Genomic DNA, 22,609 nt, shown 5'->3' on the forward strand with positions numbered 1-22,609 from the left:
GTAGCATGCGCCCAACAACATATGCCGAGCCAATGCCAATCGACGTCATTGCTATATCGAAGTGGGTATGTTGTGGCTGGACCTGCTCGGACTTACCTGGAAGGAGTGCTGCGATGGACCTGCTGGACGGTCGCTTGAAGTTTCGGCACCTGACGTTGCTGGTCGCGATCGTCGAGCACGGCAGTGTGGTGCGGGCCGCGGAAACTCTGCACCTGACCCAGCCTGCCGCGACGCGGACGTTGCGCGAGTTGGAGAACATCGCTGACGTGCCGCTGTTCGTGCGGGTGCCGCGCGGGATGCAACCCACCGTCTACGGCGAAGCGATGGCCGAGCACGCCCGGGCGGTGGTCGCTGAAATGCGAAGGGCGGGAGAGCATCTCGCTGATCTGCGGCAGGGGCGTGACGGCACGGTGACGGTGGGCACTTTATTGGCCGGTGCGAACGTGCTACTGCCACGTGCGGTGGCGCGGCTCAAGCGGGAGCGGCCCCGGGTCACGGTGATCGTGCGTGAGGGGACCCTGGACGTTCTGCATCCCGCGCTGCTGGCCGGTGAGCTCGACGTCATCGTCGGCAGGGTCGGGCCCGCTCCGGGCGAGGGGGACGGGTTGCGTCAGCGGAAGCTGTATCGGGAGCCCATTCGGCTCGCTGTTCGCGCCGGGCACCCGCTGTCGGGGGCCGACGAAATCAGCCTCACCGACACGCTCGGGTACCCGTGGATTCTGCCGGTCGAGCAGACCGCGCTGCGTCGGGAGGTCGGTGTGCTGTTCGCTGAGCGGGGGTTGTCGCTGCCCGCGGACCGGGTGGAGTGCACGTCGATTCTGACCATGCGGGCGCTGCTGTTGCAGACCGACATGGTGGCGTTGCTGCCCGAGTTGGTGTTGCGCGGGGACGAGCATCTGGCCGCGTTGCCGGTGGAGTTGCCGTCGGTGGGTCGCACGGTGGGCACTACCGAAGCGGCCCACCGCACGCGCACCCCCGCACTGCAAGCGTTGCTGCACCACCTCGATCAGGAGGCGGCGGTGCTGCGCGAGACATTGAGCGAGGCGCCGACGGTCCGTTAGGTCACGGACCGAACGGCCACCGACCTCAGAGTTGCGACAGCACCTGTGCGGCAATAAGTTCCAGCTGATCCAGATCGGTGAGATCCAGGGTCTGCAGGTAGATCCGACTCGAACCGATCTCGCGATAGCGGCCGATCTTGTCCAGGACCTCGTCGGGTGTGCCGGCCAGCCCGTTCTCTTTCAGTTCGTCGACATCGCGCCCGATCGCGGCGGCCCGACGCGCGACCTCGGCGTCGGTGCGTCCGACGCAGATAACCAGCGCATTGGAGTAGATCAGTTCGTCGGTGCGTCCGGCAGCCCGCACCGCGGCCCGCACCCGGTCGAACTGCGCCGCGCTGTCAGCAACCGACGCGAACGGCATGTTGAACTCGGTGGCGTACCGAGCCGCCAAACGCGGGGTGCGCACCTTGCCGGTGCCGCCGATGATCACCGGCACCGGATTCTGCACGGGCTTGGGCAGGGCGGGGGAGTCGGTGAGCTGATAGTGGGTGCCGTCGAAACTGAACGTCTCGCCCGGCTTGGTCTCCCACAGCCCGGTGATCACCGCTAGTTGTTCTTCGAGAATCCCGAACCTGTTGTCCGGGAACGGAATTCCGTACGCGGCATGTTCGGCCGCGAACCACCCGCTGCCAAGCCCCAACTCGGCTCGCCCGCCCGACATCTGATCCACCTGCGCGACCTGAATGGCCAACGGCCCAGGCAGCCGGAAGGTCGCAGCGGTGACCAGCGTGCCCAATCGGATCCGCGAGGTATCCCTGGCCAGCCCGGCCAGGGTGATCCAGGCGTCGGTGGGCCCCGGCAGACCTGAAGCATCGCCCATGGCGAGGTAGTGGTCGGATCGGAAGAACGCGTCGAATCCGAGCTCTTCGGTGGCACGCGCCACCGCCAACAACGTGTCGTAATCGGCGCCCTGCTGGGGCTCGGTGAAGATGCGGAGGTCCATGATCACCATCGTGCCCGATGCGCGCCGCGAACCGGAGGCACGAACTGTCGAACCGCTCTGGCCGCACGTGACGGCGGCGGGTACCAGGGGGCGAAATCCTCTGCGGGCCAGGCATACACGGGCACATCGCCCGACAGCAGCGCGCCGAGTTCGGGTTGGCCGAGATCGGTGGCCGACCACGCGTACAGCTGGTGAACGCGGGGCGCGATGATGCCGATATCGAGGAAGCGTCCGAAGCCGTGCTCGTCATCGATGTAGGTCTCGACGTCGTCGGGCAGTGGATACCGGTCGGGCAGAATCCGCGACATCGACAGGAACAAACCGGTCATCCCCAGCCGCGGATCGCCCAGCACCGGTGCCACCGGCGACAGCCAACCCAACGCCAGCCGCGGCGCCGACACCAGCGCGTGGGCGTACAACACCCGAACCAGCACCAGATTCATGAAGAACCGTTCGGTGCGACTCTCGTCCCGCGCCAACGCCCGGTTCGCGAGATACCCGGCCACGATGCTGGAATTGTGCGCCCGATACCAGTTCGCCGAGGTCGGTTCGGCGATGAACCGCGTGCACAGTTCGACACTGACCGTGGACGGCGCCCCACCCACGCCCCGAGCCAACGCCCGCGCCTCCCACCCGTCGCGCAACAGCTGCTCATTGACCGCCCGCCACCACGGACTTCCCGGCAGCGGATCGGTCATCGGTCGCAGCAGTCCCCGATTCAACTGCCACTGCATGAATGCCGTCGCCGCACGGCGGAAAGGCAGTCGCCACGAACGAGTTTCGGCATCGTCGTAGAGCTGGCGCAGCGACAGCAAACGCCCATCCGGGTCGTCTCGAACACCGGCAACCTGACGTTCGGCGAACTCCGCGGCCTCCGACAGGTGCACCCGGCGATTGTCGCACGGACCGCACGTCACCGCGTGGGCCCGCAGGTGCCACCGCGCCCCGAACGCACATCCATGTCAAGATTCCAGCAAACAATCAGTGACTATGCCGGTTCGCCGGGCACACGAGATCGGAGTCGGCCATGTCCGCCACCACGCCCCCCGCGCCCGCGCCCGCGTCGAGAAGCTGGGCAGTCCGCGCCTGGACCTTGCAGCTGATCGGCTACGTGTGCGCCTTCGGTGCCTCGATCGCGGTGGCCGTGATCGCCTTGGTGAACCGCCGGATCCCGCACCCCGACGCCGCGATCTCCACCCTGTACCAGTGGTCGCAATGGCTGATGTGGCCGGTAGCGGCCGTGACGCTGGTACTGGCCTGGCGCTGGCTGCGCCTGAGCCCCTCCGAACTGGGCTGGCGTGACCCGCGCCCGGTGCGATGGGGTTGGCCCGGCGCGATCGCGGCGGCATTCGCAGCGCAATGGATCGCGAAAGTGACCACCGGCGTACTCCCCGGCTGGCACGGCGTCTCCGCCACCGGCGACACCCCGGTGAGCGTCTGGCAGGAGGTGGAATGGAGCCTGCGCATGGGCGTGATCGAGGAAACGATGCTGCTGGCATTACCGCTGGCAATCATGCACCGCCTCCGCACACCATGGTGGGCCCAGATCCTCGTGTTGGCCGCCCTGCGCACCCCGTTCCACCTCTACCAAGGCTCCGCGGAGATCGCCGAATGCCTGGTCTGGATGGCGCTGCTCTACTACGTCTACACCCGAGTGAAACTGGTATGGCCCCTCGTGATCGCCCACATCCTCGGCGACCTCGCCATCACCGTATTACCCGCGGCCCCACGGTTTCTCCTCACGATTGTGCTGGCGATTGTCGGCATCGTTGTGCTGGTTTCGTGGTGGCGAGCACGCACGCCGGGGTACGACGCGGCCAGTACATCGACGGCTCGGGCGTGACTGTGGCACGGAACTCCCTGCGCGTGCGGGCTACTCGACTCGTGTTCTCATCCTGACCTGACAGGGCACCTCGCCGACCGGGTGCAGCACGACATCGGAGGTCACCGCGACCTCGCCGGGCGGGGTGGTGAACTCGAAGTCGCGGACCAAGGTGGCCAGGGTCAGGGCGGCTTCGAGCATGGCGAAGTGCTGGCCGATACACCCGCGGGGACCGTGCCCGAAGGGGAACCAGGCGAACTTGTGACGTTGTTTGTCCAGGTCGGGGTCGAATCGGTCCGGGTCGAAACGGTAGGGGTCGGGCCACAGGTCGGCGCGGTGGTGCACGACCCACGGTGAGATCGTGACGTCGGCGCCGGCGGGAATGTGGTAGCCGCAGATGTCGCTGTCGCGCACTGCGCGCCGGGACAGAAACGGTGCCGAGGGGTAGAGGCGGGTGGCTTCTTTGAGCACCATCGTGGTGTAGGTCAGCTCGTGGATGTCGGCGGCAGTCGGGGGTGAACCGGTCAGGACCCGATCGGCTTCCTCGCGCACTCGTGCCTGGGCCTCGGGCGCGCTGCCCAGCAGATGCAGCGCGAAAGTGAGTGCGGTCGCGGTGGTGTCGTGCCCGGCGAACAGGAAGATCTTGACCTGGTCGCGAATTTCGTTGTCCGACAGCGCATCATCGCCGTCGCGAGCGGAAACCAGGCGCCCGATCAGGTCCGATCCCGCGACGTCGGCCGCGCGACGGTGCGCGATGATCTCCTCGCAGACAGCACGAATGTGCTTCTGGGCGCGGGCAATTCGCCGGTTGGCAGGCGTGGGCCAGGTCAACGGCGTCGGTGCCGGCGACATGCCCCGCCATTTCACCGCGCGACACAGCACCGGAAACGTCGACCGCACGATCGGCACCATCCGGGTGGAGTCCTCACCGAACAGCACGCGCGCCACGATGGCCAGGGTCAGCCGCGTCATCTCCTTGCTCACGTCGACGACCCCGTCGGGCCGCTGCCGCCACTGTGCGACGACGCGATCGACTTCCTCGGCCATCACGGCGGCATAGCCGTCGACGCTGCGGGCGGTGAACAGCGGCTGAATGAACCGTCGCTGCCGTTTCCAGGTGTCGTCCTGGCTGGTGAGTATCCCATTGCCGAACATGTCCCGCATCGGCTGATAGAAACCGCTGTCTTTGCGGTAGTTCTGGTTGGTCGGCGCGTTCAACAGCTGCGCGGCGCCGTCGGGGTCGCTGACGATGAAATATTCGCGGCGAAGACCGGGCAGTCCGAACACGTACCGAACCACGTCGCCGCCTTCGTCGAAACCACGCAGGGATTTGTCCAGCGGATCGCGAAAGAACTCCCTGGTCGACCCCAGCAACCAGGATCCGGATGCGGTCGGCGGCGTGCTCAGATCGGTCGTGGCTGTGCTCATCCTTCGATCCTGGTCCGTGGCGGTGCTCGGAGCACGAGTAGTGCGCTACCCCATTCAGGAGTAGCGCACCACTCGCGCCACCGTCGGAATCCGCGCGCATCCTGGAAACGTGGGCGACAACCAGACTCGGCGTGCGGCGATCAACCGGTTGCCGGTGCCGTACGCGCTGGCGCTGACATTGCGAGACGCGGGTGTCGACGACGAAGCGATCGCGCAGGAAGTGGGTATCGAACCGCAGGCCTGGGCCACTTTTCTGGCCATCGCCCAGGCCAAACTTGCCGCCGCGCAACGCCCGCAGGCGGATCCGAAAGGCTAGGAACTGCCGTGGTCGCGCGCGTATAATTCGGTGATGATCAGCGCGTGGCCGCTGGTGGGTCGCGACGAAGAACTGCGCACTACCGCGGCCGCGATCCGCGGGAACGGCGGCACTGCCGGGCTCGTGCTCGCGGGTGCCGCGGGGGTGGGCAAAACCCGTTTGGCGCGCGACGCGCTGGGCGCCACCGATGCACGGGTGCACTGGGCGGTGGCGACGGCTTCCGCGCGCGGGCTGCCGCTGGGATGTTTCGCCGACGTCTGCCACCACCTGGGTTCGGACCCGATGCAACTGGTGCACGGGGCCATCGCCGCACTGACCGTCCCCGACGATCCAGGTGCGGTCGTGGTGGCCGTCGACGATGCCCACCTGCTCGACGACCTGTCCGCGTTTCTGGTCCACCAACTCGTGGTTCGACGCCTGGCCACCGTGCTGCTGACCGTGCGCACCGGGATGCCCGCCCCGGACGCGATCACCGCCCTGTGGAAGGACCGAGCCCTGCCGCTGCTGGAACTGCAGCCACTGGGCGACGAGGAACTGCAGGCGCTGCTGGAAGCGGTGCTCGCGGGGCCCGTCGAGGCCGACAGCGCACGAAGGATCTGGTCGTTCACCCAGGGAAACGCGCTGTACACGCGAGAACTGATCGACAGCGAACTCACCGCGAATCGGTTGCACCGCAGTGCCGGGGTGTGGATCTGGCACGGACAACCGACGGTGTCGCGCACGTTGCGTGAGCTCATCGACTCGCGAATGGGAACGTTGTCGGCCGAGGTGGCCGACGTGGTCGACATCGTGGCACTGGGCGAGCCACTGGATGCCACGGTGCTGAGTCGGTTGACGAATTCCGCCGCGATCGAAGCCGCGGAAACGCAGGGGCTGATCATCGTCACCGATGACGATCCGCCGCGAATCAGGTTGGCGCACCCACTGTTCGGTGAAGTGCGCAGGTCCGAAGGCAGCACGCTGCGCTTTCGCAGACTCGCCGGCCTGCTCGCCGCGCAACTGGGACCCTCGCACGGGCGCGCCACGCCGCAGGCGATCGTCGCGAGGGCGGATCTGACTCTGGAATCGGACCTGCCGCCAGATCCCGAGTTGTTCGCCGCCGCCGCTGCCGCCGCACTGGAAATGCTGGACCCGTCGCTGGCGGTGCACTTCGCCGAAGCGGCCTGGCAGGCGGGCGAGCGCGTCGATTACCAGATCCTGCACGCGAAGCTGCTGATGCTGGTCTCCCGAGGTCGTTGTGCCGAAACAGCATTCGCGCGACTGGCCGGGTCCGAGCTGCCCGAGCCCGACCGCGTCGAAGTGGCCAGTCTGCGCGCCGCCAACCTGGTCTGGATGCTGGGCAGACCACGCGACGCCAGCGCGGTCCTCGACGCGGCAGACGTGCCACCGGCGGCCACCGTGACCGCCATCCGGGCGTCGGCGGACTCCGTGCTGGGTCGCCCACACGCCGCCATCGAGGCCGCCCGCACCGCGCTTCGGACGCCGGGACTGCCCGATTTCCACATGATGATGGCGTTGGGCGCGCAGGTGCTGTCGTTCGGGGCGACCGGCGCGATCGCCGAAGCAGGCGCCGCGGCCGACCGCGGATTCGAACTGGCGGCCCGTTCGGGCGAGACAGCGCACTTCCGGTTCTGGATCGGTGCCCTGTACGCGCGGGCACTGCGACTGGCAGGTCTGCTCACCGACACCTCGGTCGGTGCGCAGCAACTTCGATCCGATGCGCTGGACGCGCCCGGACTGGCCCGCGTGCAGACGGCGTTGCTGATCGGGCACTCTCACCTGGCGCTGGGCCGACTCGATGCCGCGATCCGGTCCTTACGGGAGGCCCTGGCCGGGGCCACCGCCTACGACACCACCGACGGACTGCGCGCGGCATGTCTGATGTGGCTGGCGGAAGCCCTCGCCGAAACCGGCGACAGCGCTGCCGCCGCAGCGGCGCTGGCCGAATGCGAGACGGTTCGCTACCAGGACTTCGTATTCACCGACACCGCGATAGCGGTCGCGCGGGCGTGGACCGTGGGCGCCGAGGGCGCGACCAGTCACGCGGTGGCGGTGCTGCACGACGCGGCCGACGCGGCGCGCGAGCGAGGTCAGCTGGCCAACGAGGTGATGTGCCTGCAGGTCGCCACCCAATTCGGCGACTGCGCACGGGCCGCACGCCTGGCCGAACTGGCCGCGCTCGTGCAGGGACCGCGCGCGCGAGCCGCAGCCGCGCACGCCGCCGCCCTCGCGACCGCGGACGGCGAGGCACTGGCACAGGCATCCCGCTCCTACGAAGCCATGGGCGATGCCGTCGCCGCCGCGGACGCCGCTGCCCAGGCATCCACGGCCTTCACCCACGCTCAGCGGCGCGGCTCCGCCTTGACCGCCCAGGCCACCTCCCACCGCCTCGCCGAACAATGCCGGACCGCGCTCACCCCCGCGATCCGTGCGCTGTCGTGTCCGGAACCGCTGACCGGCAGACAGCGCGAAATAGTAGCCCTGGCAGCCCAAGGTTTATCGAATCGTGAAATAGCCCAACGCCTTACGGTTTCCGTGCGCACCGTCGAAGGCCACCTGTACCGGGCATCGCAACGCACCGGAGCGGTCAGCCGCGAGGAACTCGGTCACATGCTGCTCGGCCGAACCCTGCCGCTGACGTAGTCGGCGCCGCCCGTCGCCGCAGTGGGGTAGCGGACTACCCGTGCCGCGGTGCTGCCCTCGCCACAGGATCGATAGGCGAGGCGCTGTCCAGCGGCGCACCAACCAGAAGGGACCGAAATGTTCACGCGCACACGCACCACACGTCGGCAGCGAGTAATCGGAGCCGGTGTCAGCACGATAGGGGCCCTCGCCGCGACCGTGGGACTGGCCGCACCGCCCGCGTCGGCGGACGCCATCAGCGTCACCGTCGATCCGGGTTTCAGCATCGGCCTCACCACGAGTTTCGGCATGGGCTGCAGCTACAAGGTCACCGCGGCGGTGAGCGGCCTGGACAACATCGTCTACTTCACCGACGAAGGCGGCGGCGCCAGCTTCAACCCCAACTACGTGACGTCGAACTCCGGAATCGCCGAAACCACCTGGACCCCCGCAACGCCAGGCATCCACACCATCAGAGCGGTGCACTTCTCCGGTGGCGGCCCCGCGGCCACGATCGTGACCGTCGGAACAGGCATCAACACCGGCTCAGGCTGCGTGGTCCTACCCTGAATCCGCGACGAACAGGGTCGGCGTAACTGGACGTTTGCGCCGACCCTGACCGAATACCTATGTCGGAGGGGCGATCTACCCTCCGTCTATGACCGCTAACCCGACTGTGACCCTGATCGTTGGAATCGTGGCGGCGATCGCTTCGTTGGTCGCGCCGCTCGTTGCCTACCGGTACTCATCTCGCGATCGACGTGAGAATCTGAAGCGAGATTGGGAACTCATCAAGGACATGCCTGACTCGGAATTTTCCAACCGAGCAGAACTAGCGGCCTCGGTCAACGCACGACTGAGTCGCGTTGCGCGCTCCGAGCACTCGTCGTTTCTGGTCAAGCGGGCAGCCGTAGCGGGTGGGCTGTTCGTTGGTGGGGTGATCCTGCTCGAGACCCTCGGTGCTGGAGCGAACTGGGTCAACTATCTCAGCAACGTCGGCGTTGTTCTCGTCGTCGTCGCGTCGTTGACTGCGATGGTTGTGTTCGTCTGCGCGACGGTCCGAGTCGCCGTTCTATGGTCACTGGAACCCGGAAATTTGTGGCTTTTGCGGTTGCTGGTGTTGTTCACGATCCCGTTTCTCCTCGGCGGGGCGGTTATTGCATGGGTGATCAATGCACTGGTGGCGGGACGGCAGGTCGCGGCAGAGGAGTCGCTTCCGGCCCCGTCGCATGCAACTACCCTGCGGGACCTGATCCGGGGCGTGGTCGGCAGTCTGTGGAATCCCGAATCCGCCGCCGTAAACGCCGCAGAGGTCCAGTGAAGGGCTGCTACCGACTCGGGGTCGTCCCGACGATGCACTCTGGTGGCTTGAGGATGGAGCGTCGGTATCGCGAGTTCGCGATGTGTAGCACGATGATGGTGTGACCGCCCCCGCGCCCGGACCTGTTTTCGACGTGATCGCCGTGCTGAACGGTGCGGTGGACCTGCGGGCCTATCCGCGCCGCAACCTGGTGTTGAGCTCGCCGCAAACGGGTGGTTTCTTGTTCGGTTCGGGTGATTATCAGCGGGCGGTCGTCGAGCCGGTCGTGCACCTGCTCAATGGTGTGGAGATGCTGGAATCGCAGGGATGGCAGTTGGTGAGCGTGATCGACCGGAAAATCGACAACGCCTGCTACACCATGGCTTTCATGCGACGGGTCTGACAGGCGCCCCTCGGCGCAACCCCAACAATCCTCGGGGTTATAGTTGCGTCATGCAACAGGATCCGGCAGGGAGGTCTCCGCAGCTCGTCGCGGTTCATGACGCGCTCACGGGGATCGTTCGCGAGGTCGTGGCGGGGCGGCCTGTTTCGGCGGGGATTCCGTCGTTCGCGCAGCAGTCGGCGCTGGCGTATATCGAGCGCAATCCTGGCTGTCGGGGCACCGAGTTGGCCGAGGCGTTCGGTGTGCATCGGTCGACGGTGTCGCGGCAGTTGCGGGCCTGTATCGACGCGGGCTGGGTAATGGCGGGGGAGGGCAGTGTGCGTGCCGGGTATCCGCTGACGTTGACCGAGTTGGGGCGTCGGGCGCACGCGGCGTCGATCGAGCAGGATCTGGCTCGGCTGGGCGAGCGTATGCAGGACTGGACCACCCAGGAAATCGCCGACTTCGCCGCTGCGCTGCGGCGGTTCCATCATCCCGATGACAGCACTGGAGACCAGCATGCGTGAGTTCACCGCGGCACCCGCGTTCACCATCGCCGACGACGAGACCATCGTCGACTCGGTGTTCACCCAGGCCGAGAACGCACCGGATCGGGTGTTGTTCTCGCGTCCGTCCGGGAACACCTGGGTCGACGTCACCGCGGAAGAGTTCGCGCGACTGGTTTCCGCGGTCGCAAAGGGCTTGATCGCCAACGGAATTCAGCCCGGTGACCGGGTGGTGCTGCTGTCGGCGACCCGTTTCGAATGGACGCTGTTGGACTTCGCGATCTGGGCCGCGGGCGCGGTCACCGTCCCGGTCTACGACTCGTCGTCGGCGGATCAGGTGCGGTGGATCCTCGAGGATTCCGGCGCCGCGGTGGCCATCGTGGAAACACCCCGCCACGAGAAACTGCTCGTCGGCGCACCGGAAACTCTGCGCGAAACGTTCGTTATCGATGAGGGTGCCGAAGCCCGCTTGATCGCCGACGGCGCCGACGTTGCCGACCAGAGCTTGCAGCAGCGCCTCGACGGCCTGCGCGCGGACGGCCTCGCCTCGCTGGTCTACACCTCCGGCACCACCGGCCGCCCCAAGGGCTGCATGCTCACCCACCGCAACTTCCTGTCCGAGGTGCGCGGCATCCTGACCGCGTCCATCGGTGAAGTCGCCCGTCCGGGACAGCGGATGCTGACCTTCCTGCCGCTGGCCCACGTACTGGCCCGCGCCGTGTCCCTGGCCGCGTTCGAAGGCGGAATGACCCAGGCGCACTGGTCGGAATTCAAAACGATCACCGGCCAGTTCACCCGCTTCCGCCCGCACACGATTCTGGGCGTGCCGCGAGTGTTCGAAAAGGTGCGCGACGGTGCCGATCAGAAGGCCCGGGAGGGCGGCAAGATCAAGGGCGCGATGTTCCGATTCGCCGAGAACACCGCGATCCAGTGGAGCGAAAACATCGATCGCACAGGTCAATTCGTGCGGAAGCCGTCACTGGTGCTGCGTGGCAAGCACGCGCTGTGTGACCGGTTGGTCTATTCGCCACTGCGCGCGGCCCTGGGTGGCGACTGCGAGTTCGTCATCTCCGGCGGCGGCGCGCTGACGCCACGACTGGGACATTTTTTCCGCGGCGTCGGCGTCGCGATCTACGAGGGCTACGGCATGACCGAGTCCACCGCCGCGCACTGCGTGAATGTGCCGGGCGCGGTGAAGGTCGGGTCGGTGGGACAACCGTTGGGCGGCAACGCCGTTCGCATCGCTGACGACGGCGAGATCGAGCTGTCGGGCGGGGTGGTGTTCGACGGCTACTGGCGCAGCACCGAAGCCACCGCCGCGGCGATGTCCGACGGCTGGTTGCGCACCGGCGACCTCGGTGAACTCGACGAGGACGGTTTCGTGTGGATCACCGGCCGCAAGAAGGACCTGCTGGTCACCGCGGGCGGCAAGAACGTTTCGCCCGGCCCGATGGAAGACCGCATCCGCTCGCACACGCTGATCTCCCAGGCCGTGGTGGTCGGCGACGGGCGCTCGTTCATCACCGCGCTGATCACCCTCGACCCGGAAGCGCTGTCGGCGTGGGCGGCGGCCAACGGTAAGTCGGCCGCCGATCTACGCACCGATCCGGCGCTGCTGGCCGAGGTGCAGTCGGCGATCGACGACGCCAACAGCACTGTCTCCCACGCCGAATCGATCAAGAAGTTCACCGTGCTCGAGCGTGATCTCACCGAGGAATCCGGCGAGCTCACCGCCACGATGAAGGTCAAGCGGCACGTGGTCGCCGAACGCTTCGCCGACGAGATCGAGGGCATGTACCAGCGCTGATCAGGACGTGACGGCTCCGTGTGCGGCGGAGCTGACGAGCTTGCGGTACTTGGCCAGCACACCGGTCGTGTACTTGGGTGGCAGCGGTTGCCAACCGACCTTGCGGGCGTCGAGGTCGTCGATCTCGACGTCGAGGGTGCGGTTGGCCACGTCGAGCACGATCGGGTCACCGTCGCGCACGAACGCGATCGGCCCGCCGTCGACGGCTTCGGGCGCGACGTGTCCCACGCACAATCCTGTTGTGCCACCGGAGAATCGGCCGTCGGTGAGCAGCAGCACGTCCTTGCCCAGGCCCGCGCCTTTGATCGCGCCGGTGATGGCGAGCATTTCGCGCATACCGGGTCCGCCCTTGGGGCCTTCGTTGCGGATGACGACCACGTCACCGGCCACGATCGTGCCGTTCTCGAGCGCGTCCATGGCGGCGCGTTCACCGTCGAAAACCCGTGCGGTGCCACGGAACACGTCGGAGTCGAACCCGGCGCTTTTCACCACGGCGCCTTCGGGGGCCAGGGAGCCGTGCAGGATGGTGAGTCCGCCGGTTTTGTGCAGTGGCCGATCGAGGCCGCGGATGACATCACCGTCGAGCCCGAGTTCGATGTCGGCGAGGTTCTCGGCCATGGTCTTGCCGGTGACCGTCATGACGTCGCCGTGCAGCAGGCCCGCGTCCAACAGGGCCTTCATCACCACCGGAATGCCGCCGACCTTGTCGATATCGTTCATGACATAGCGGCCGAACGGCTTGAGATCGCCCAGCAGCGGCACCTTGTCGCCGACGCGGTTGAAGTCGGCGAGGGTGAGATCGACACCGGCTTCGCGCGCGATGGCCAGCAGGTGCAACACCGCGTTGGTCGACCCGCCCAGCGCCATGACCACGGTGATCGCGTTCTCGAATGCCTCCATGGTCATGATGTCGCGCGCGGTAATTCCCTTGCGCAACAACGCAACCACCGCTTCGCCGGACTTGCGGGCGTAGTCGTCGCGGCGACGATCCGGTGCGGGCGGTGCCGCCGAACCGGGCAGGCTCATTCCCAGCGCCTCGGCAGCCGATGCCATCGTGTTGGCGGTGTACATGCCACCGCACGCACCTTCGCCCGGACAGATCGCCCGCTCGATCCGATCGACCTCGTCGCGCGTGATCAACCCTTTGATGCACGCGCCGACCGCCTCGAAAGCGTCGATGATCGTGACGTCCTTGCCGTCGACATTGCCCGGCAGCGTCGATCCCGCGTAGAGGAAAACACTGGCCAGATCCAGCCGCGCGGCCGCCATCAGCATCCCCGGCAAACTCTTGTCGCAACCGGCCAGCAGCACCGACCCGTCCAGCCGCTCGGCCATCATCACCGTCTCGACGGAATCAGCGATGATCTCCCGGCTGACCAGCGAAAAATGCATCCCCTCGTGCCCCATGGAGATCCCGTCCGACACCGAGATCGTCCCGAACTCGAGCGGAAACCCACCCCCCGCGTGCACGCCTTCCTTGACCGCCTTGGCCAGCCGATCCAACGACAGGTTGCACGGCGTGATCTCGTTCCAACTGGACGCGACCCCGATCTGCGGCTTCACCCAATCGTCGTCCCCCATCCCCACCGCCCGCAGCATCCCGCGCGCAGCGGTCTTCTCGAGCCCGTCGGTGACGTCACGGGAGCGTGGCTTGATGTCGATCGACCGGTCGGCGTCATCAGTCATGCCGCAAGCCTACGTTTCCGATCGAAACGCTCCGGTCAGCTTTCGGGGGTGTCCTCGTCCTGGGTGGCGACGATGAAGGTGCTCTGGCCGTTGTCGGGGTCGATGCCCGCGTCCAGGACCTTGTCGTCGAGGAAAGCCGCGGCCTGCTGGTCCAGGAAGACCCGGGAGCCGTCGGTGGCCAGGATCTTGTCGTTGTCGGCGGGTGCGGCGGCAACGGCGATCTGCAAGGACTCGGCGCCGTCGTCGGAGAAGATGCGCAGGCCGGCGTCGTCGGGGATGCCGTCCCCGGAGGTGATGTTGCGAACGACTTCGATGGCGGTGGGAGTGAGCATCAGCATGGATGGGTCCTTCCGAGGTGATGTTCGTTCGGTGTCGGTAGGGAACCGACCTTCTCTCTCGGTTATCCAGCGAATGCTCGGTGAAACCGAATTTCGCGGCGGGGATCCGGTGCCGACTAGGGTGGCGCAGGTCAGGCGTTCTTATTTGCCGCGATGTCGCACTGGAGGAGTGGACTGGTGATTATCGATCTGACCGGAAAAACAGCGTTGGTGACCGGGTCCACGCAAGGAATCGGGTTGGCGATCGCGCAGGGCCTTGCCGGTAGTGGGGCGCGGGTGGTGGTCAATGGGCGCAACGGTGAACGCGTGGATGCCGCTGTTGCGCAATTGCGTAGTGCGGGTGGCGATGTCATCGGCGTTGCCACCGATGTCACCACCGAGGAGGGCGTCGAGCGCCTGCTGCGGGAGCTACCCGCCGTGGACATTCTGATCAACAATCTGGGCATTTTCGAATCAGTACCGGCGCGCGAGATCACCGACGCGCAATGGCGCACCTATTTCGAGGTCAATGTCCTGTCGGCGGTCCGCCTCATCCGGACCTACCTGCCCGGCATGATCGACCAGGGCTGGGGTCGCGCGATTCAGATCGCCAGTGACTCCGCGGTGGTCACGCCGGCGGAAATGATCCACTACGGGGTGTCCAAGACCGCCCTGCTGGCGGTGACCCGTGGATTCGCCAAGGACGCCGCCGGAACGGGCGTCACGGTCAATTCGGTCATCGCGGGTCCGACGCGCACGGCCGGGGTGGAGGAGTTCGTCTACGGGCTGGTCGACAAGTCGTTGCCGTGGGACCAGGCGCAGCGCGAGTTCATGCGCGAGCACCGTCCGCAATCGTTGATCCAGCGCATGATCGAGCCGTCGGAGATCGCGAACATGGTGGTCTACCTGAGCTCGACGCAGGCCTCGGCGACCACCGGCGGCGCGTTGCGGGTCGACGGTGGGTATATCGACGCGATCCTGCCGTAGCGGAAATCCCACAGGTGGGCGCGGATGTGCGCCAGAATGTCGCCATGCGGACATTCGCCAAGGTGTTGCACGCCGTCACTGCCTCCGTTGTGATCGTTGCCGCTGGTCACGGGGTTGCGGCCGCTCAGCCCACGGGAAGTGCTGACGGGCTGCTGCCGTGGGCGGCCAGTGGTCCCGGCGGGTTGCAGGCGTCGGGGGCGGCGTTGGCGGATGGGTTGACCGGGACGGTGTTGTGGTCGCGGGAGGCGAACACGCCGGTGCCGATCGCCAGTATCGCGAAGGTGATGACCGCGGTGGTGGTGATCATCAGTGGTGATCTCGAGCGGCCGGTGACTGTGCCGCACGAGGCGTCCGGGTACTGCGCCGAACACAACGGAAGCACCGCGGGTTTGGTGCCCGGCGAGGTGCTGACCGCGCGGCAGCTGCTGTACGCGTTGCTGTTGCCGTCGGGGTGCGACGCCGCCTTCGCCGTTGCCGAGTCGTTCGGGCCGGGCCAGCAGGGCTTTCTCGATCGGATGAATGACACCGCACGCGTAATGGGTTTGGGGGGAACGCATTTCACCGACCCCAGCGGTCTGCCGAACCCCACCGACAATTCCACCCACTCCACCCCGGCCAACCTGGTCGCGTTGGCTGTGCGTGCGATGAACCTGCCGCTGTTCCGAGAGATCGTGGCCGCGAGGAACTTTCACGTTCCCGCCGGTCCCGGCAATCGCGAACACTACTGGGAGACAACGAACCGCCTGCTGCAGGAATACCCGGGCACGATCGGCATCAAAACCGGCAACACCAATGCCGCCGGTCACTGCCTGCTGTTCGAAACGGTCCGCGCGGGCATCCCGCTGATCGGCGTCGTGCTGCACAGTTCCGATCACAGCAGCGCCGCCGCGAAAGACGACGCCGTGCGCATGTTGGACTGGGCCTACGACCCGATCCTGCGCGTGTTGGAGCCCGCCGGGCGCTGAACGTCAGACGATCGCGGGGACCTGTTCGGCCGGAACGGGAGGGGCTGGCGGGGTGCCGTCGCCGAACGGCCTTCCGCCCAGTTCCTCGCGGTGATGCGGGGTCAACCAGTTCGACAGGTCAGGTCCCGCGGGGATGATTCCGGTGGGGTTGATGTCGCGGTGCACCGCGTGGTAGTGCTCCTTGATCTGCCCGAAGTCGACAGTGTCGCCGAAGCCGGGGGTCTGGAACAGGTCGCGCGCGTACGCCCACAGCACCGGCATCTCGGTCAGTTTGGTGCGGTTGCACTTGAAATGGCCGCGGTAGACCGGATCGAAGCGGACCAGGGTGGTGAACAGGCGCACGTCGGCTTCGGTGATCGTGTCGCCGACCAGGTAGCGCTGGGTGCTCAACCGTTCGGAGACGCGGTCCAGGGCGGTGAACAGTCGGGTGTAGGCGGTGTCGTAGGCGTCTTGGTCGCCGGCGAAACCGCAGCGGTACACGCCATTGTTGATGTCGCGGAACACTTCTCGGTTGATCTCGTCGATCTGTGCGCGCAGATGTTCGGGATACAGCTGTGGGGCGCCGGGGCGGTGGAACTCGGTCCATTCGGTGGAGAAGTCCAGGGTCATCTGCGCGTAGTCGTTGGTGACGACCTGCCCGGTCGCGATGTCCACGACCGCGGGCACGGTGATCCCGCGCGGATAGTCGGGGAATCGGGCCAGGTAGGCGTCGCGCAGGTGGTGAATGCCCAGGACCGGGTCGACTTCGCCGGGGTCCAGATCGAAGGTCCAGCTCAGTTTGTCGTGGGTGGGTCCGCACAGACCCAGCGACAGCACCGGTTCCAGCCCGAGCAGGCGGCGCACGATCAACGTGCGGTTGGCCCACGGACAGGCCCTGGCCGCAACCAGCCGATACCGACCGGGTTCCACCGGATAGCCGTCACGGCCGTCGGCGGTGATCCGCGTGGTGATGTAGTTGGTGTCGCGCCGGAATTCGCCCGGTTCGACATAGCTGCCCGCTCCCGCATCATTCACTGCCCCAGTTTCGCATAGGCACTGGTCGCCGACTGCTTCCGTGAGCGGCCGTCGAAATCTGAACCGATCCGCTGATTGCCTCTCGAGATCCCGGGTAGGCCGTCTATGGGTCCCGCGGACGGCCCACGACCACACAGGTGGTCGAGCGATCTGTCTGGAAGGAACGAACACATGAGTTTTGTGGACAAGGCGAAAAACAAGGCCGAAGAGCTCGCCGGCAAGGCCAAGGAAGCCACCGGCAAGACCACCGACGACCGGCGCCTCGAGCGCGAAGGCCGCGCCGACCAGTCGAAGGCGAACCTGAAGGACGCGGGCGAAAAGGTCAAGGACGCCTTCCGCGACTGACCGTTGCGCCTCGGGCCCCGGTGGTGGATTTTTCCACCACCGGGGCCTTCTGGTCGGAAAGCAACGTCTACCGCAGGTGCTGTGGCCGTGCGATGATCGTCGCCGAGCAGGGGGTGTTCGGCCCGCTCTTCGAGAGGGGATCCGCAACAGATGTCCAGCACAGGCGTATCGAAATCCGAGGACCCTTCGGCGGGCGTGCTGTATCCCGGCGAATCACCGCGCCTGTACCGCGCGCTGTTCAACGCCTTCCCGCCGTACCTGTTCGGCGGGGTGCGGGTGAAACATCTTGCGGCGGACTGGACTTCGGTGCGCGTGGCCTACACCGTCCGCTGGTGGAACCGCAACAGCCCCAACCGCGCGGCCTTCGGCGGCACCCTGTATTCGATGACGGACCCGTTCTTCGCCATCATGGCGTACGGCCAACTCGGCCGCGGCTACCGAATCTGGAACACCACGGGCAGCATCGAATTCGTCGCTCCCGGTAGGGGAACCGTCACCTGCACCATGGAACTGTCGGCCGAAGAAGTCGACGCGATCAGAACCGCCACCGGCGACGGCGAGAAGTCGATCACCGGGCATCGCACCGAAATCCGTGATGCCGACGGCGAACTCGTCGCCCGCGCGAGCCAGACACTGTACGTTCGACGTCTGCGCGCGTGACGCGACTGTTTCAGGTCGTGTTCACTCGAAACCTCTAGCGCGCAAAGCAAACCGACTTCGGCTCGCACCTGCGGGATCGCACCCAGTACCCTGTGCCCGTGAGACCGATGGGTAAAGCGGGGGGCGGGGTGGCGCGGCCGCGCGTTGCCCTGACCGCAGTCGCTGTAGTGGTATTCGTGACCTTTCTCGACACCACGGTGGTGAGTGTGGCGTTGGGGGAGATCCGCAGCGATCTCAGTGCCGATGTGACGATGTTGCAGTGGGTGGTCAACGCCTACACCGTGGTGTTCGCCGGGCTGATGTTGGCGGGCGGGTCGCTGGGGGATCGGTGGGGGCGTAAGCGGGTGATGATCGTCGGGCTGGTGATCTTCTGCGCCGGTTCGGTGGTGTCCGCGTTGGCCAGCAGTGTCGCGGTGCTGATTGCGGGGCGGGCGATCATGGGGTTGGGGGCGGCGGCGTCGGAACCGGGGACATTGTCGGTGTTGCGGCACGTGTTCCCCGATGATCGGGCGCGCGCCAAGGCAATTGGTGTGTGGGCGGCGGTGTCGGGTCTGGCGTTGGCGGCGGGGCCGGTGCTGGGTGGTGTGCTGGTGCACGCGTACGGGTGGCGGTCGATCTTCTGGTTCAACCTGGTGATCGCGGCGGTGGCACTGGTCGCCGCGCTGTGGTCGGTTCCCGAGAGCGCCGACCCGCGTCCCGAACCCATCGACTGGGCCGGAGCACTGTTGGGCGCAACGGCTTTCGGGTCGGTGATCTATGCCGCGATCGCCGGGCAGGATCGTGGGTATACCGCGCCGTCGGTGCTGGCATGGTTCGCCGTCGGCGGTCTGGCGTTGGCCGCGTTCATCTTCGTCGAAACCCGGGCTCGCGCACCGATGTTGGACTTTCGCTACCTGCGACTGCCCGCGGTGCGCAGTGCGTTGGTGGTCGCGTTCGCGGTCTACTTCGGCATCTTCTCGATCTTCTTCTTCACGGCGCTGTATCTACAAGTGATGCAGTCGTATTCGGGTGCGCGCACCGCGGGGGTGTTCGCGCCGATGGCTGTCACGATCGTGATCGGTTCGCTGGTGGCGGGCTACTGGGTGGCCAAACGGGGCGCGCGAATGCCGATGATCATCGGTTGCGTGGTCGGTGCGGCGGGCATTCTGCTGACCCGGCAGATGCTGTCGGGCGAACTCCACGATCCGTCGCTGGCTGCGGCGATGGCGTTGGCGGGCTTGGGTTTCGGCGTCGCGGTGGTGCCGCTGACCTCGGCGGTGATGTCGGGCGTGCCGGCGGAACACTCGGGAATGGCTGCGGCAGTGACCAATACGATGCGTCAGGTCGGGTCGGCGTTCGGTGTCGCGGTGCTCGGCGCGCTGGTGAGCGGGTTTCTGTCGGCGGACCTGAAGGCCCGCATGGACGAACTCGGGTTGCCGACCGCGCTGCAACCCGACGCCATCCAGGCCGTGGAACTGGGGAAGATCCCCGAAGGCGTCGACATCATCCCCTATCTGAAGTACCTGTCGAAGGTCAACGAGGTGCTCGCCGCGGGCAAGGCGGCATTCCATCACGGCCTGGACGTGGCACTGCTGGTCTCGGCCATCATGATCCTGGCCGCGGCGGCGTTCACCGCGCTCGATCGCGGTCGCCGCGACTCGGCCTCGGATCAGACCGGGGCCACGCCGAGCAAGGTTGTTTGAACCTGCAGTAGGTGGTCGATGTCGCCGTCGGAATCGACGGCGTTGCTGTACAGGAAGCTTTCGCCCAGGCGAACCAGGGCGTAGGCCAGGGTTGTTCGGTCGATCGGGGGTCGGTAGTCGTCGTGTTCTTGGGCGCGTTGGATGAGCCGTTCGACCAGCGTGACACTGCAGCGGTGCACGGCCCCGTCGGCTTGGGTGACCAGCCGATGTGCTGCCGGGGATTCGTTCTGCAGGTAGGTGCGCAGCGCCGGGTCCGCGGCCAACCGGCGCAGCACCTGGTCGAACACCTCGGAGATGCGGTGTGCGCCGCGACTGGTGCAGCGGTTGTCGACGGCGGTGATCACGCGCTCGAACAGGCGGGCGATGGCGGCACCGAGCAGGTCTTCTCTGGTGCCGAATCGGCGGTAGATGGTGGTGCGGCTGATGCCGAGTTCGGTTGCCACCGCGTGTAGTTCGAGTCGTTCACCGCGTAGGAAGATGCTGATCGCGGTGTCGAGCACGTCATTTTGTGGCGGTGCGGGGGATAGGGCCCGTGTACCAGGGGGCGACGGTTCAGCGGGCGTCGCACCGGACTCGACTGCACGCATACTCGGGTCGGCATCGACCGGACGCGTCCTCGCACTCGCATCGACCGCACGCACAGCGGCCGGGTCCAAGTGGCGCATGGCCGCGACAATGATCGAGACCGTCAGATTCGCGGCCGCCGTGAAATCCAGCTCCTGTGCCAGCGCCTGCTGCACCCCTCGCACCCCGATATCGGTGATCGCCGCCGCACAGAAATCAGCACTGGCACCCCACGTCAGATCCGCACCACCGTATTCGTGCCGGATCAGCTCCGCCACGGTGTCGGTCACCGACTGGATGGTGGCCGCGCGCACCTCGTGCGACCGTCCCGCGGTCGCCGCCCCGAACAGCACATGAAAACCCTCACCGTGCGTGGCAGCGAAATCGAACAGTGCCCGCGTGGTGGTCGCAACATGTCGATCCAGGTCGAAACCCTGTGCGCGCCGGTAGCTTTCGCGCATCCACTCCAACAGCCGGGCGGCTTCCCGTCGCACACACGCGTCGAACACTTGATCCTTGTTCCCGAAGTGCGCGTACAGCGTCGGCTTGGATGTCTCGGCCGCGGTGGCCAGTTGATCCATGGTGACGTTGTCGAAACCGTGGGCGGCGAACACCGACAGCACCCCGTCGAGCAGCGTGTCGTCGGACGGCCGCACCGCCGTGGAGCGACGGCGCGGCCGGGCGAGCGCCGGTTCCGAATCGGACCTGGTCATGATGCAGCAGACTACCGTTTCACTTCGACGGCGTCGGGGTTCACTGGTGCACCGACAGCTTGAACAGTTCTTCCTCGACCGCGGCCCGATGCCGCAGCGTGTCCGCACGCGCCGACGCCGGCCGCCACCGACCGGTCAGCAGCCACACCGAAGGCAAGAACACCAGCTGCGCGGCCAGACACACCCACCACAGTCGCTGCCACTGGCCCGGTGATTCCATTGCGGCACGGTGTAATTCGGCCGGATCGGAGTGCGGCCCGGCGTGCGCGAGCACCCCTGCGGCCGGAATCGCGAACACCAGCGCGGAGAACGACACCGCCACGATCACCCGCACACACGCACCCCACACCGCCAGCCCGGTGACCGTGGCCGCCGGATTGCGTGCCTCCACCGTTTCGGTGAACGCCGCCATCCAGGTGGCGAACGTCATCCCGGACCCGACCGCGATCACCACGATGATCGCGGCGAACCGGTAGTAGCCGGTGTCGCTGTCGCCGGTGGCCACCGCGAACCAGCCGACACCGAACGCGCTGATCAACCCGCCCACGATCATGAACGGTTTGCGCACGCCCAGCAGGTCCGACAGCATCCCGAACACCAGCAGGCTGACGGCGTTCACGATCCAGTACCAGGTGGCCAGCCCGTTCGCGCGGGCATCGCTGTACCCGAAGGTGGTGACCAGGAACAGCACCAGGAAGCCGACCGCGACGTAGTAGAACAGCAGGTAGGAACTGATCGCCCAGGCGGGAATCAGGATGCGGGCGGTCATCATCTGCCGCCAGTGCCCACGCGCGAGCTGATCGGGATCGATAGCGCGAGCGCGGGCCTCGAGCAGTGCGCGGTCGCGCAGGCTGACCATGCGCTGATCGCGCAGTCGCGGTGCGAGTTCGCGCAGTCCGACGAACGCGATCACCGACACGATCGCTCCGACCACGCCTGCCACCTGGAACTGGAACTGCCATCGGGGATGGGTGTCGAGGGTGTTGCTCGAGATCACGGTGACCAGCAGGCTGCCCAGCACCGGCCCCAACGTCCAGAACCCCATGGCCGAGGCCCGATTGAGCTGGGGCGAGAAGTCACGGATGAGCGCCGGAGTGGCTACCAGCACGACTCCTTCCACCCCGGCGATCAGCCCGAAGACCACGAAGTAGGCCAGCGCGCTGTCGACGGCGGGCGCGGCCAGGCCGACCAGCAGCGACACCACCACCAACCCGTAGACGACCAGGTTCGCGCGACCCCACCGATCGGCCAGGCCGGCCGCCAGCGAGCCGACGACCCCGACCAGGCCGCCGACGACCTGTCCGAGAATGAAGTAGCTCAGCGACATATCGAGGTCGGCAAGGACTTTCGTCACCACCGCGCCCTGGACATAGAGTTGGTAGTACAGCACCACGGTGGCGGCGACGGTGATCGCCAGATAGGTCGCCCGCTTTCCGTTGGTGGGGTACCGGTCCACTTGGCGATTCCACAGCGTCAGTACGGTCATGGT

22 protein-coding genes are annotated in these 22,609 nt (G+C 66.7%); 14 read left to right on the plus strand and 8 right to left on the minus strand.

What is annotated here, in order from left to right; all coding sequences use genetic code 11:
* Positions 1–113 precede the first annotated feature (113 nt).
* Positions 114–1,061 carry a LysR substrate-binding domain-containing protein gene (locus tag ACFWU5_RS06810; protein WP_379266388.1) on the plus strand — a complete coding sequence of 316 codons (948 nt, stop codon included), beginning with the start codon at positions 114–116 and terminating at the stop codon, positions 1,059–1,061.
* 25 nt (positions 1,062–1,086) lie between these two features.
* Here ACFWU5_RS06810 and ACFWU5_RS06815 read toward each other — a convergent pair whose 3' ends face one another.
* A complete protein-coding gene (locus ACFWU5_RS06815; protein WP_379266389.1) occupies positions 1,087–2,004 on the minus strand; it encodes an LLM class F420-dependent oxidoreductase in 918 nt (305 codons plus the stop codon).
* A 2-nt stretch (positions 2,005–2,006) separates the two neighbouring features.
* Entirely contained in the window at positions 2,007–2,891 is an 885-nt protein-coding gene (locus ACFWU5_RS06820) for a hypothetical protein (RefSeq protein ID WP_379266390.1), read from the minus strand.
* A 140-nt stretch (positions 2,892–3,031) separates the two neighbouring features.
* Here ACFWU5_RS06820 and ACFWU5_RS06825 point away from each other — a divergent pair, with 140 nt between their 5' ends.
* Positions 3,032–3,847 (plus strand): type II CAAX prenyl endopeptidase Rce1 family protein, encoded by an 816-nt coding sequence (locus ACFWU5_RS06825; protein WP_379266391.1) that lies wholly within the window; start codon positions 3,032–3,034, stop codon positions 3,845–3,847.
* Between the two features lie 30 nt (positions 3,848–3,877).
* Here the strand turns inward: ACFWU5_RS06825 and ACFWU5_RS06830 are convergent, their stop codons facing one another.
* Positions 3,878–5,254 carry a cytochrome P450 gene (locus ACFWU5_RS06830; RefSeq protein ID WP_379242858.1) on the minus strand — a complete coding sequence of 459 codons (1,377 nt, stop codon included), beginning with the start codon at positions 5,252–5,254 and terminating at the stop codon, positions 3,878–3,880.
* A gap of 109 nt (positions 5,255–5,363) precedes the next feature.
* Here ACFWU5_RS06830 and ACFWU5_RS06835 point away from each other — a divergent pair, with 109 nt between their 5' ends.
* The 7 genes from ACFWU5_RS06835 to ACFWU5_RS06865 all read left to right on the plus strand — a co-directional run bounded on the left by ACFWU5_RS06835 (position 5,364) and on the right by ACFWU5_RS06865 (position 12,187).
* The gene (locus ACFWU5_RS06835; protein ID WP_379242856.1) at positions 5,364–5,570 is read left to right on the plus strand and encodes a hypothetical protein; all 207 of its coding nucleotides are present in this window, start codon (positions 5,364–5,366) and stop codon (positions 5,568–5,570) included.
* 33 nt (positions 5,571–5,603) lie between these two features.
* Positions 5,604–8,213: a LuxR C-terminal-related transcriptional regulator gene (locus ACFWU5_RS06840; protein ID WP_379242854.1), complete on the plus strand. Its 2,610-nt coding sequence runs from the start codon at positions 5,604–5,606 to the stop codon at positions 8,211–8,213.
* Positions 8,214–8,330: 117 nt separating this feature from the next.
* Positions 8,331–8,762, plus strand: coding sequence for a hypothetical protein (locus tag ACFWU5_RS06845; RefSeq protein WP_379266392.1), 432 nt, complete (start codon positions 8,331–8,333; stop codon positions 8,760–8,762).
* 88 nt (positions 8,763–8,850) lie between these two features.
* Entirely contained in the window at positions 8,851–9,513 is a 663-nt protein-coding gene (locus ACFWU5_RS06850; RefSeq protein WP_379242850.1) for a hypothetical protein, read from the plus strand.
* A gap of 100 nt (positions 9,514–9,613) precedes the next feature.
* Positions 9,614–9,895, plus strand: coding sequence for a hypothetical protein (locus ACFWU5_RS06855; RefSeq protein ID WP_379242848.1), 282 nt, complete (start codon positions 9,614–9,616; stop codon positions 9,893–9,895).
* 50 nt (positions 9,896–9,945) lie between these two features.
* Complete coding sequence (locus ACFWU5_RS06860) at positions 9,946–10,401, plus strand: MarR family transcriptional regulator (protein WP_379266393.1); 456 nt, start codon at positions 9,946–9,948, stop codon at positions 10,399–10,401.
* A complete protein-coding gene (locus tag ACFWU5_RS06865; RefSeq protein WP_379266536.1) occupies positions 10,394–12,187 on the plus strand; it encodes an AMP-dependent synthetase/ligase in 1,794 nt (597 codons plus the stop codon). The genes ACFWU5_RS06860 and ACFWU5_RS06865 overlap by 8 nt, the downstream gene beginning before the upstream one ends.
* Here the strand turns inward: ACFWU5_RS06865 and ilvD are convergent, their stop codons facing one another.
* Together ilvD and ACFWU5_RS06875 are read right to left on the minus strand one after the other, a co-directional pair.
* Positions 12,188–13,873, minus strand: a complete 1,686-nt coding sequence (ilvD, locus tag ACFWU5_RS06870) for a dihydroxy-acid dehydratase (RefSeq protein WP_379266394.1) — start codon at positions 13,871–13,873, stop codon at positions 12,188–12,190.
* Positions 13,874–13,908: 35 nt separating this feature from the next.
* Positions 13,909–14,211, minus strand: a complete 303-nt coding sequence (locus tag ACFWU5_RS06875) for a hypothetical protein (RefSeq protein ID WP_379242840.1) — start codon at positions 14,209–14,211, stop codon at positions 13,909–13,911.
* Between the two features lie 177 nt (positions 14,212–14,388).
* Between ACFWU5_RS06875 and ACFWU5_RS06880 the strand changes: the two genes are divergently transcribed.
* Both ACFWU5_RS06880 and ACFWU5_RS06885 read left to right on the plus strand, forming a co-directional pair.
* Positions 14,389–15,177: an SDR family NAD(P)-dependent oxidoreductase gene (locus ACFWU5_RS06880; RefSeq protein ID WP_379242838.1), complete on the plus strand. Its 789-nt coding sequence runs from the start codon at positions 14,389–14,391 to the stop codon at positions 15,175–15,177.
* Between the two features lie 44 nt (positions 15,178–15,221).
* Positions 15,222–16,142 (plus strand): D-alanyl-D-alanine carboxypeptidase family protein, encoded by a 921-nt coding sequence (locus tag ACFWU5_RS06885; protein WP_379242836.1) that lies wholly within the window; start codon positions 15,222–15,224, stop codon positions 16,140–16,142.
* Positions 16,143–16,145: 3 nt separating this feature from the next.
* Here the strand turns inward: ACFWU5_RS06885 and ACFWU5_RS06890 are convergent, their stop codons facing one another.
* Positions 16,146–17,156 (minus strand): glutathione S-transferase family protein, encoded by a 1,011-nt coding sequence (locus ACFWU5_RS06890; RefSeq protein ID WP_379242834.1) that lies wholly within the window; start codon positions 17,154–17,156, stop codon positions 16,146–16,148.
* A 171-nt stretch (positions 17,157–17,327) separates the two neighbouring features.
* On the opposite strand from ACFWU5_RS06890, the gene ACFWU5_RS06895 reads away from it, so the two are divergent.
* The 3 genes from ACFWU5_RS06895 (at position 17,328) to ACFWU5_RS06905 (ending at position 19,843) form a co-directional block, all read left to right on the plus strand.
* Complete coding sequence (locus ACFWU5_RS06895; RefSeq protein WP_379242832.1) at positions 17,328–17,501, plus strand: CsbD family protein; 174 nt, start codon at positions 17,328–17,330, stop codon at positions 17,499–17,501.
* A gap of 150 nt (positions 17,502–17,651) precedes the next feature.
* Positions 17,652–18,161 (plus strand): DUF4442 domain-containing protein, encoded by a 510-nt coding sequence (locus tag ACFWU5_RS06900; protein WP_379242830.1) that lies wholly within the window; start codon positions 17,652–17,654, stop codon positions 18,159–18,161.
* Positions 18,162–18,268: 107 nt separating this feature from the next.
* On the plus strand, positions 18,269–19,843 hold the full coding sequence (locus ACFWU5_RS06905) for an MFS transporter (RefSeq protein ID WP_379243317.1): 1,575 nt from the start codon (positions 18,269–18,271) through the stop codon (positions 19,841–19,843).
* Here ACFWU5_RS06905 and ACFWU5_RS06910 read toward each other — a convergent pair.
* Both ACFWU5_RS06910 and ACFWU5_RS06915 read right to left on the minus strand, forming a co-directional pair.
* A complete protein-coding gene (locus tag ACFWU5_RS06910) occupies positions 19,810–21,120 on the minus strand; it encodes a QsdR family transcriptional regulator (RefSeq protein ID WP_379242828.1) in 1,311 nt (436 codons plus the stop codon). The genes ACFWU5_RS06905 and ACFWU5_RS06910 overlap by 34 nt on opposite strands.
* Positions 21,121–21,160: 40 nt before the next feature.
* Positions 21,161–22,606 (minus strand): MFS transporter, encoded by a 1,446-nt coding sequence (locus tag ACFWU5_RS06915; protein ID WP_379242826.1) that lies wholly within the window; start codon positions 22,604–22,606, stop codon positions 21,161–21,163.
* Positions 22,607–22,609 lie beyond the last annotated feature (3 nt).

Source organism: Nocardia sp. NPDC058640, from assembly GCF_042716995.1.
Classification (GTDB): Bacteria; Actinomycetota; Actinomycetes; order Mycobacteriales; family Mycobacteriaceae; genus Nocardia.

Excerpts from the sequence above, each read along its gene's own strand:
- ACFWU5_RS06810 (WP_379266388.1), top strand. The coding sequence starts at position 114 with ATGGACCTGCTGGACGGTCGCTTGAAGTTTCGGCACCTGACGTTGCTG.
- ACFWU5_RS06815 (WP_379266389.1), bottom strand. The coding sequence starts at position 2,004 with ATGGACCTCCGCATCTTCACCGAGCCCCAGCAGGGCGCCGATTACGAC.
- ACFWU5_RS06825 (WP_379266391.1), top strand. The coding sequence starts at position 3,032 with ATGTCCGCCACCACGCCCCCCGCGCCCGCGCCCGCGTCGAGAAGCTGG.
- ACFWU5_RS06830 (WP_379242858.1), bottom strand. The coding sequence starts at position 5,254 with ATGAGCACAGCCACGACCGATCTGAGCACGCCGCCGACCGCATCCGGA.
- ACFWU5_RS06840 (WP_379242854.1), top strand. The coding sequence starts at position 5,604 with ATGATCAGCGCGTGGCCGCTGGTGGGTCGCGACGAAGAACTGCGCACT.
- ACFWU5_RS06845 (WP_379266392.1), top strand. The coding sequence starts at position 8,331 with ATGTTCACGCGCACACGCACCACACGTCGGCAGCGAGTAATCGGAGCC.
- ACFWU5_RS06850 (WP_379242850.1), top strand. The coding sequence starts at position 8,851 with ATGACCGCTAACCCGACTGTGACCCTGATCGTTGGAATCGTGGCGGCG.
- ACFWU5_RS06860 (WP_379266393.1), top strand. The coding sequence starts at position 9,946 with ATGCAACAGGATCCGGCAGGGAGGTCTCCGCAGCTCGTCGCGGTTCAT.
- ACFWU5_RS06865 (WP_379266536.1), top strand. The coding sequence starts at position 10,394 with ATGCGTGAGTTCACCGCGGCACCCGCGTTCACCATCGCCGACGACGAG.
- ilvD (WP_379266394.1), bottom strand. The coding sequence starts at position 13,873 with ATGACTGATGACGCCGACCGGTCGATCGACATCAAGCCACGCTCCCGT.
- ACFWU5_RS06875 (WP_379242840.1), bottom strand. The coding sequence starts at position 14,211 with ATGCTGATGCTCACTCCCACCGCCATCGAAGTCGTTCGCAACATCACC.
- ACFWU5_RS06885 (WP_379242836.1), top strand. The coding sequence starts at position 15,222 with ATGCGGACATTCGCCAAGGTGTTGCACGCCGTCACTGCCTCCGTTGTG.
- ACFWU5_RS06895 (WP_379242832.1), top strand. The coding sequence starts at position 17,328 with ATGAGTTTTGTGGACAAGGCGAAAAACAAGGCCGAAGAGCTCGCCGGC.
- ACFWU5_RS06900 (WP_379242830.1), top strand. The coding sequence starts at position 17,652 with ATGTCCAGCACAGGCGTATCGAAATCCGAGGACCCTTCGGCGGGCGTG.
- ACFWU5_RS06905 (WP_379243317.1), top strand. The coding sequence starts at position 18,269 with ATGGGTAAAGCGGGGGGCGGGGTGGCGCGGCCGCGCGTTGCCCTGACC.
- ACFWU5_RS06910 (WP_379242828.1), bottom strand. The coding sequence starts at position 21,120 with ATGACCAGGTCCGATTCGGAACCGGCGCTCGCCCGGCCGCGCCGTCGC.
- ACFWU5_RS06915 (WP_379242826.1), bottom strand. The coding sequence starts at position 22,606 with ATGACCGTACTGACGCTGTGGAATCGCCAAGTGGACCGGTACCCCACC.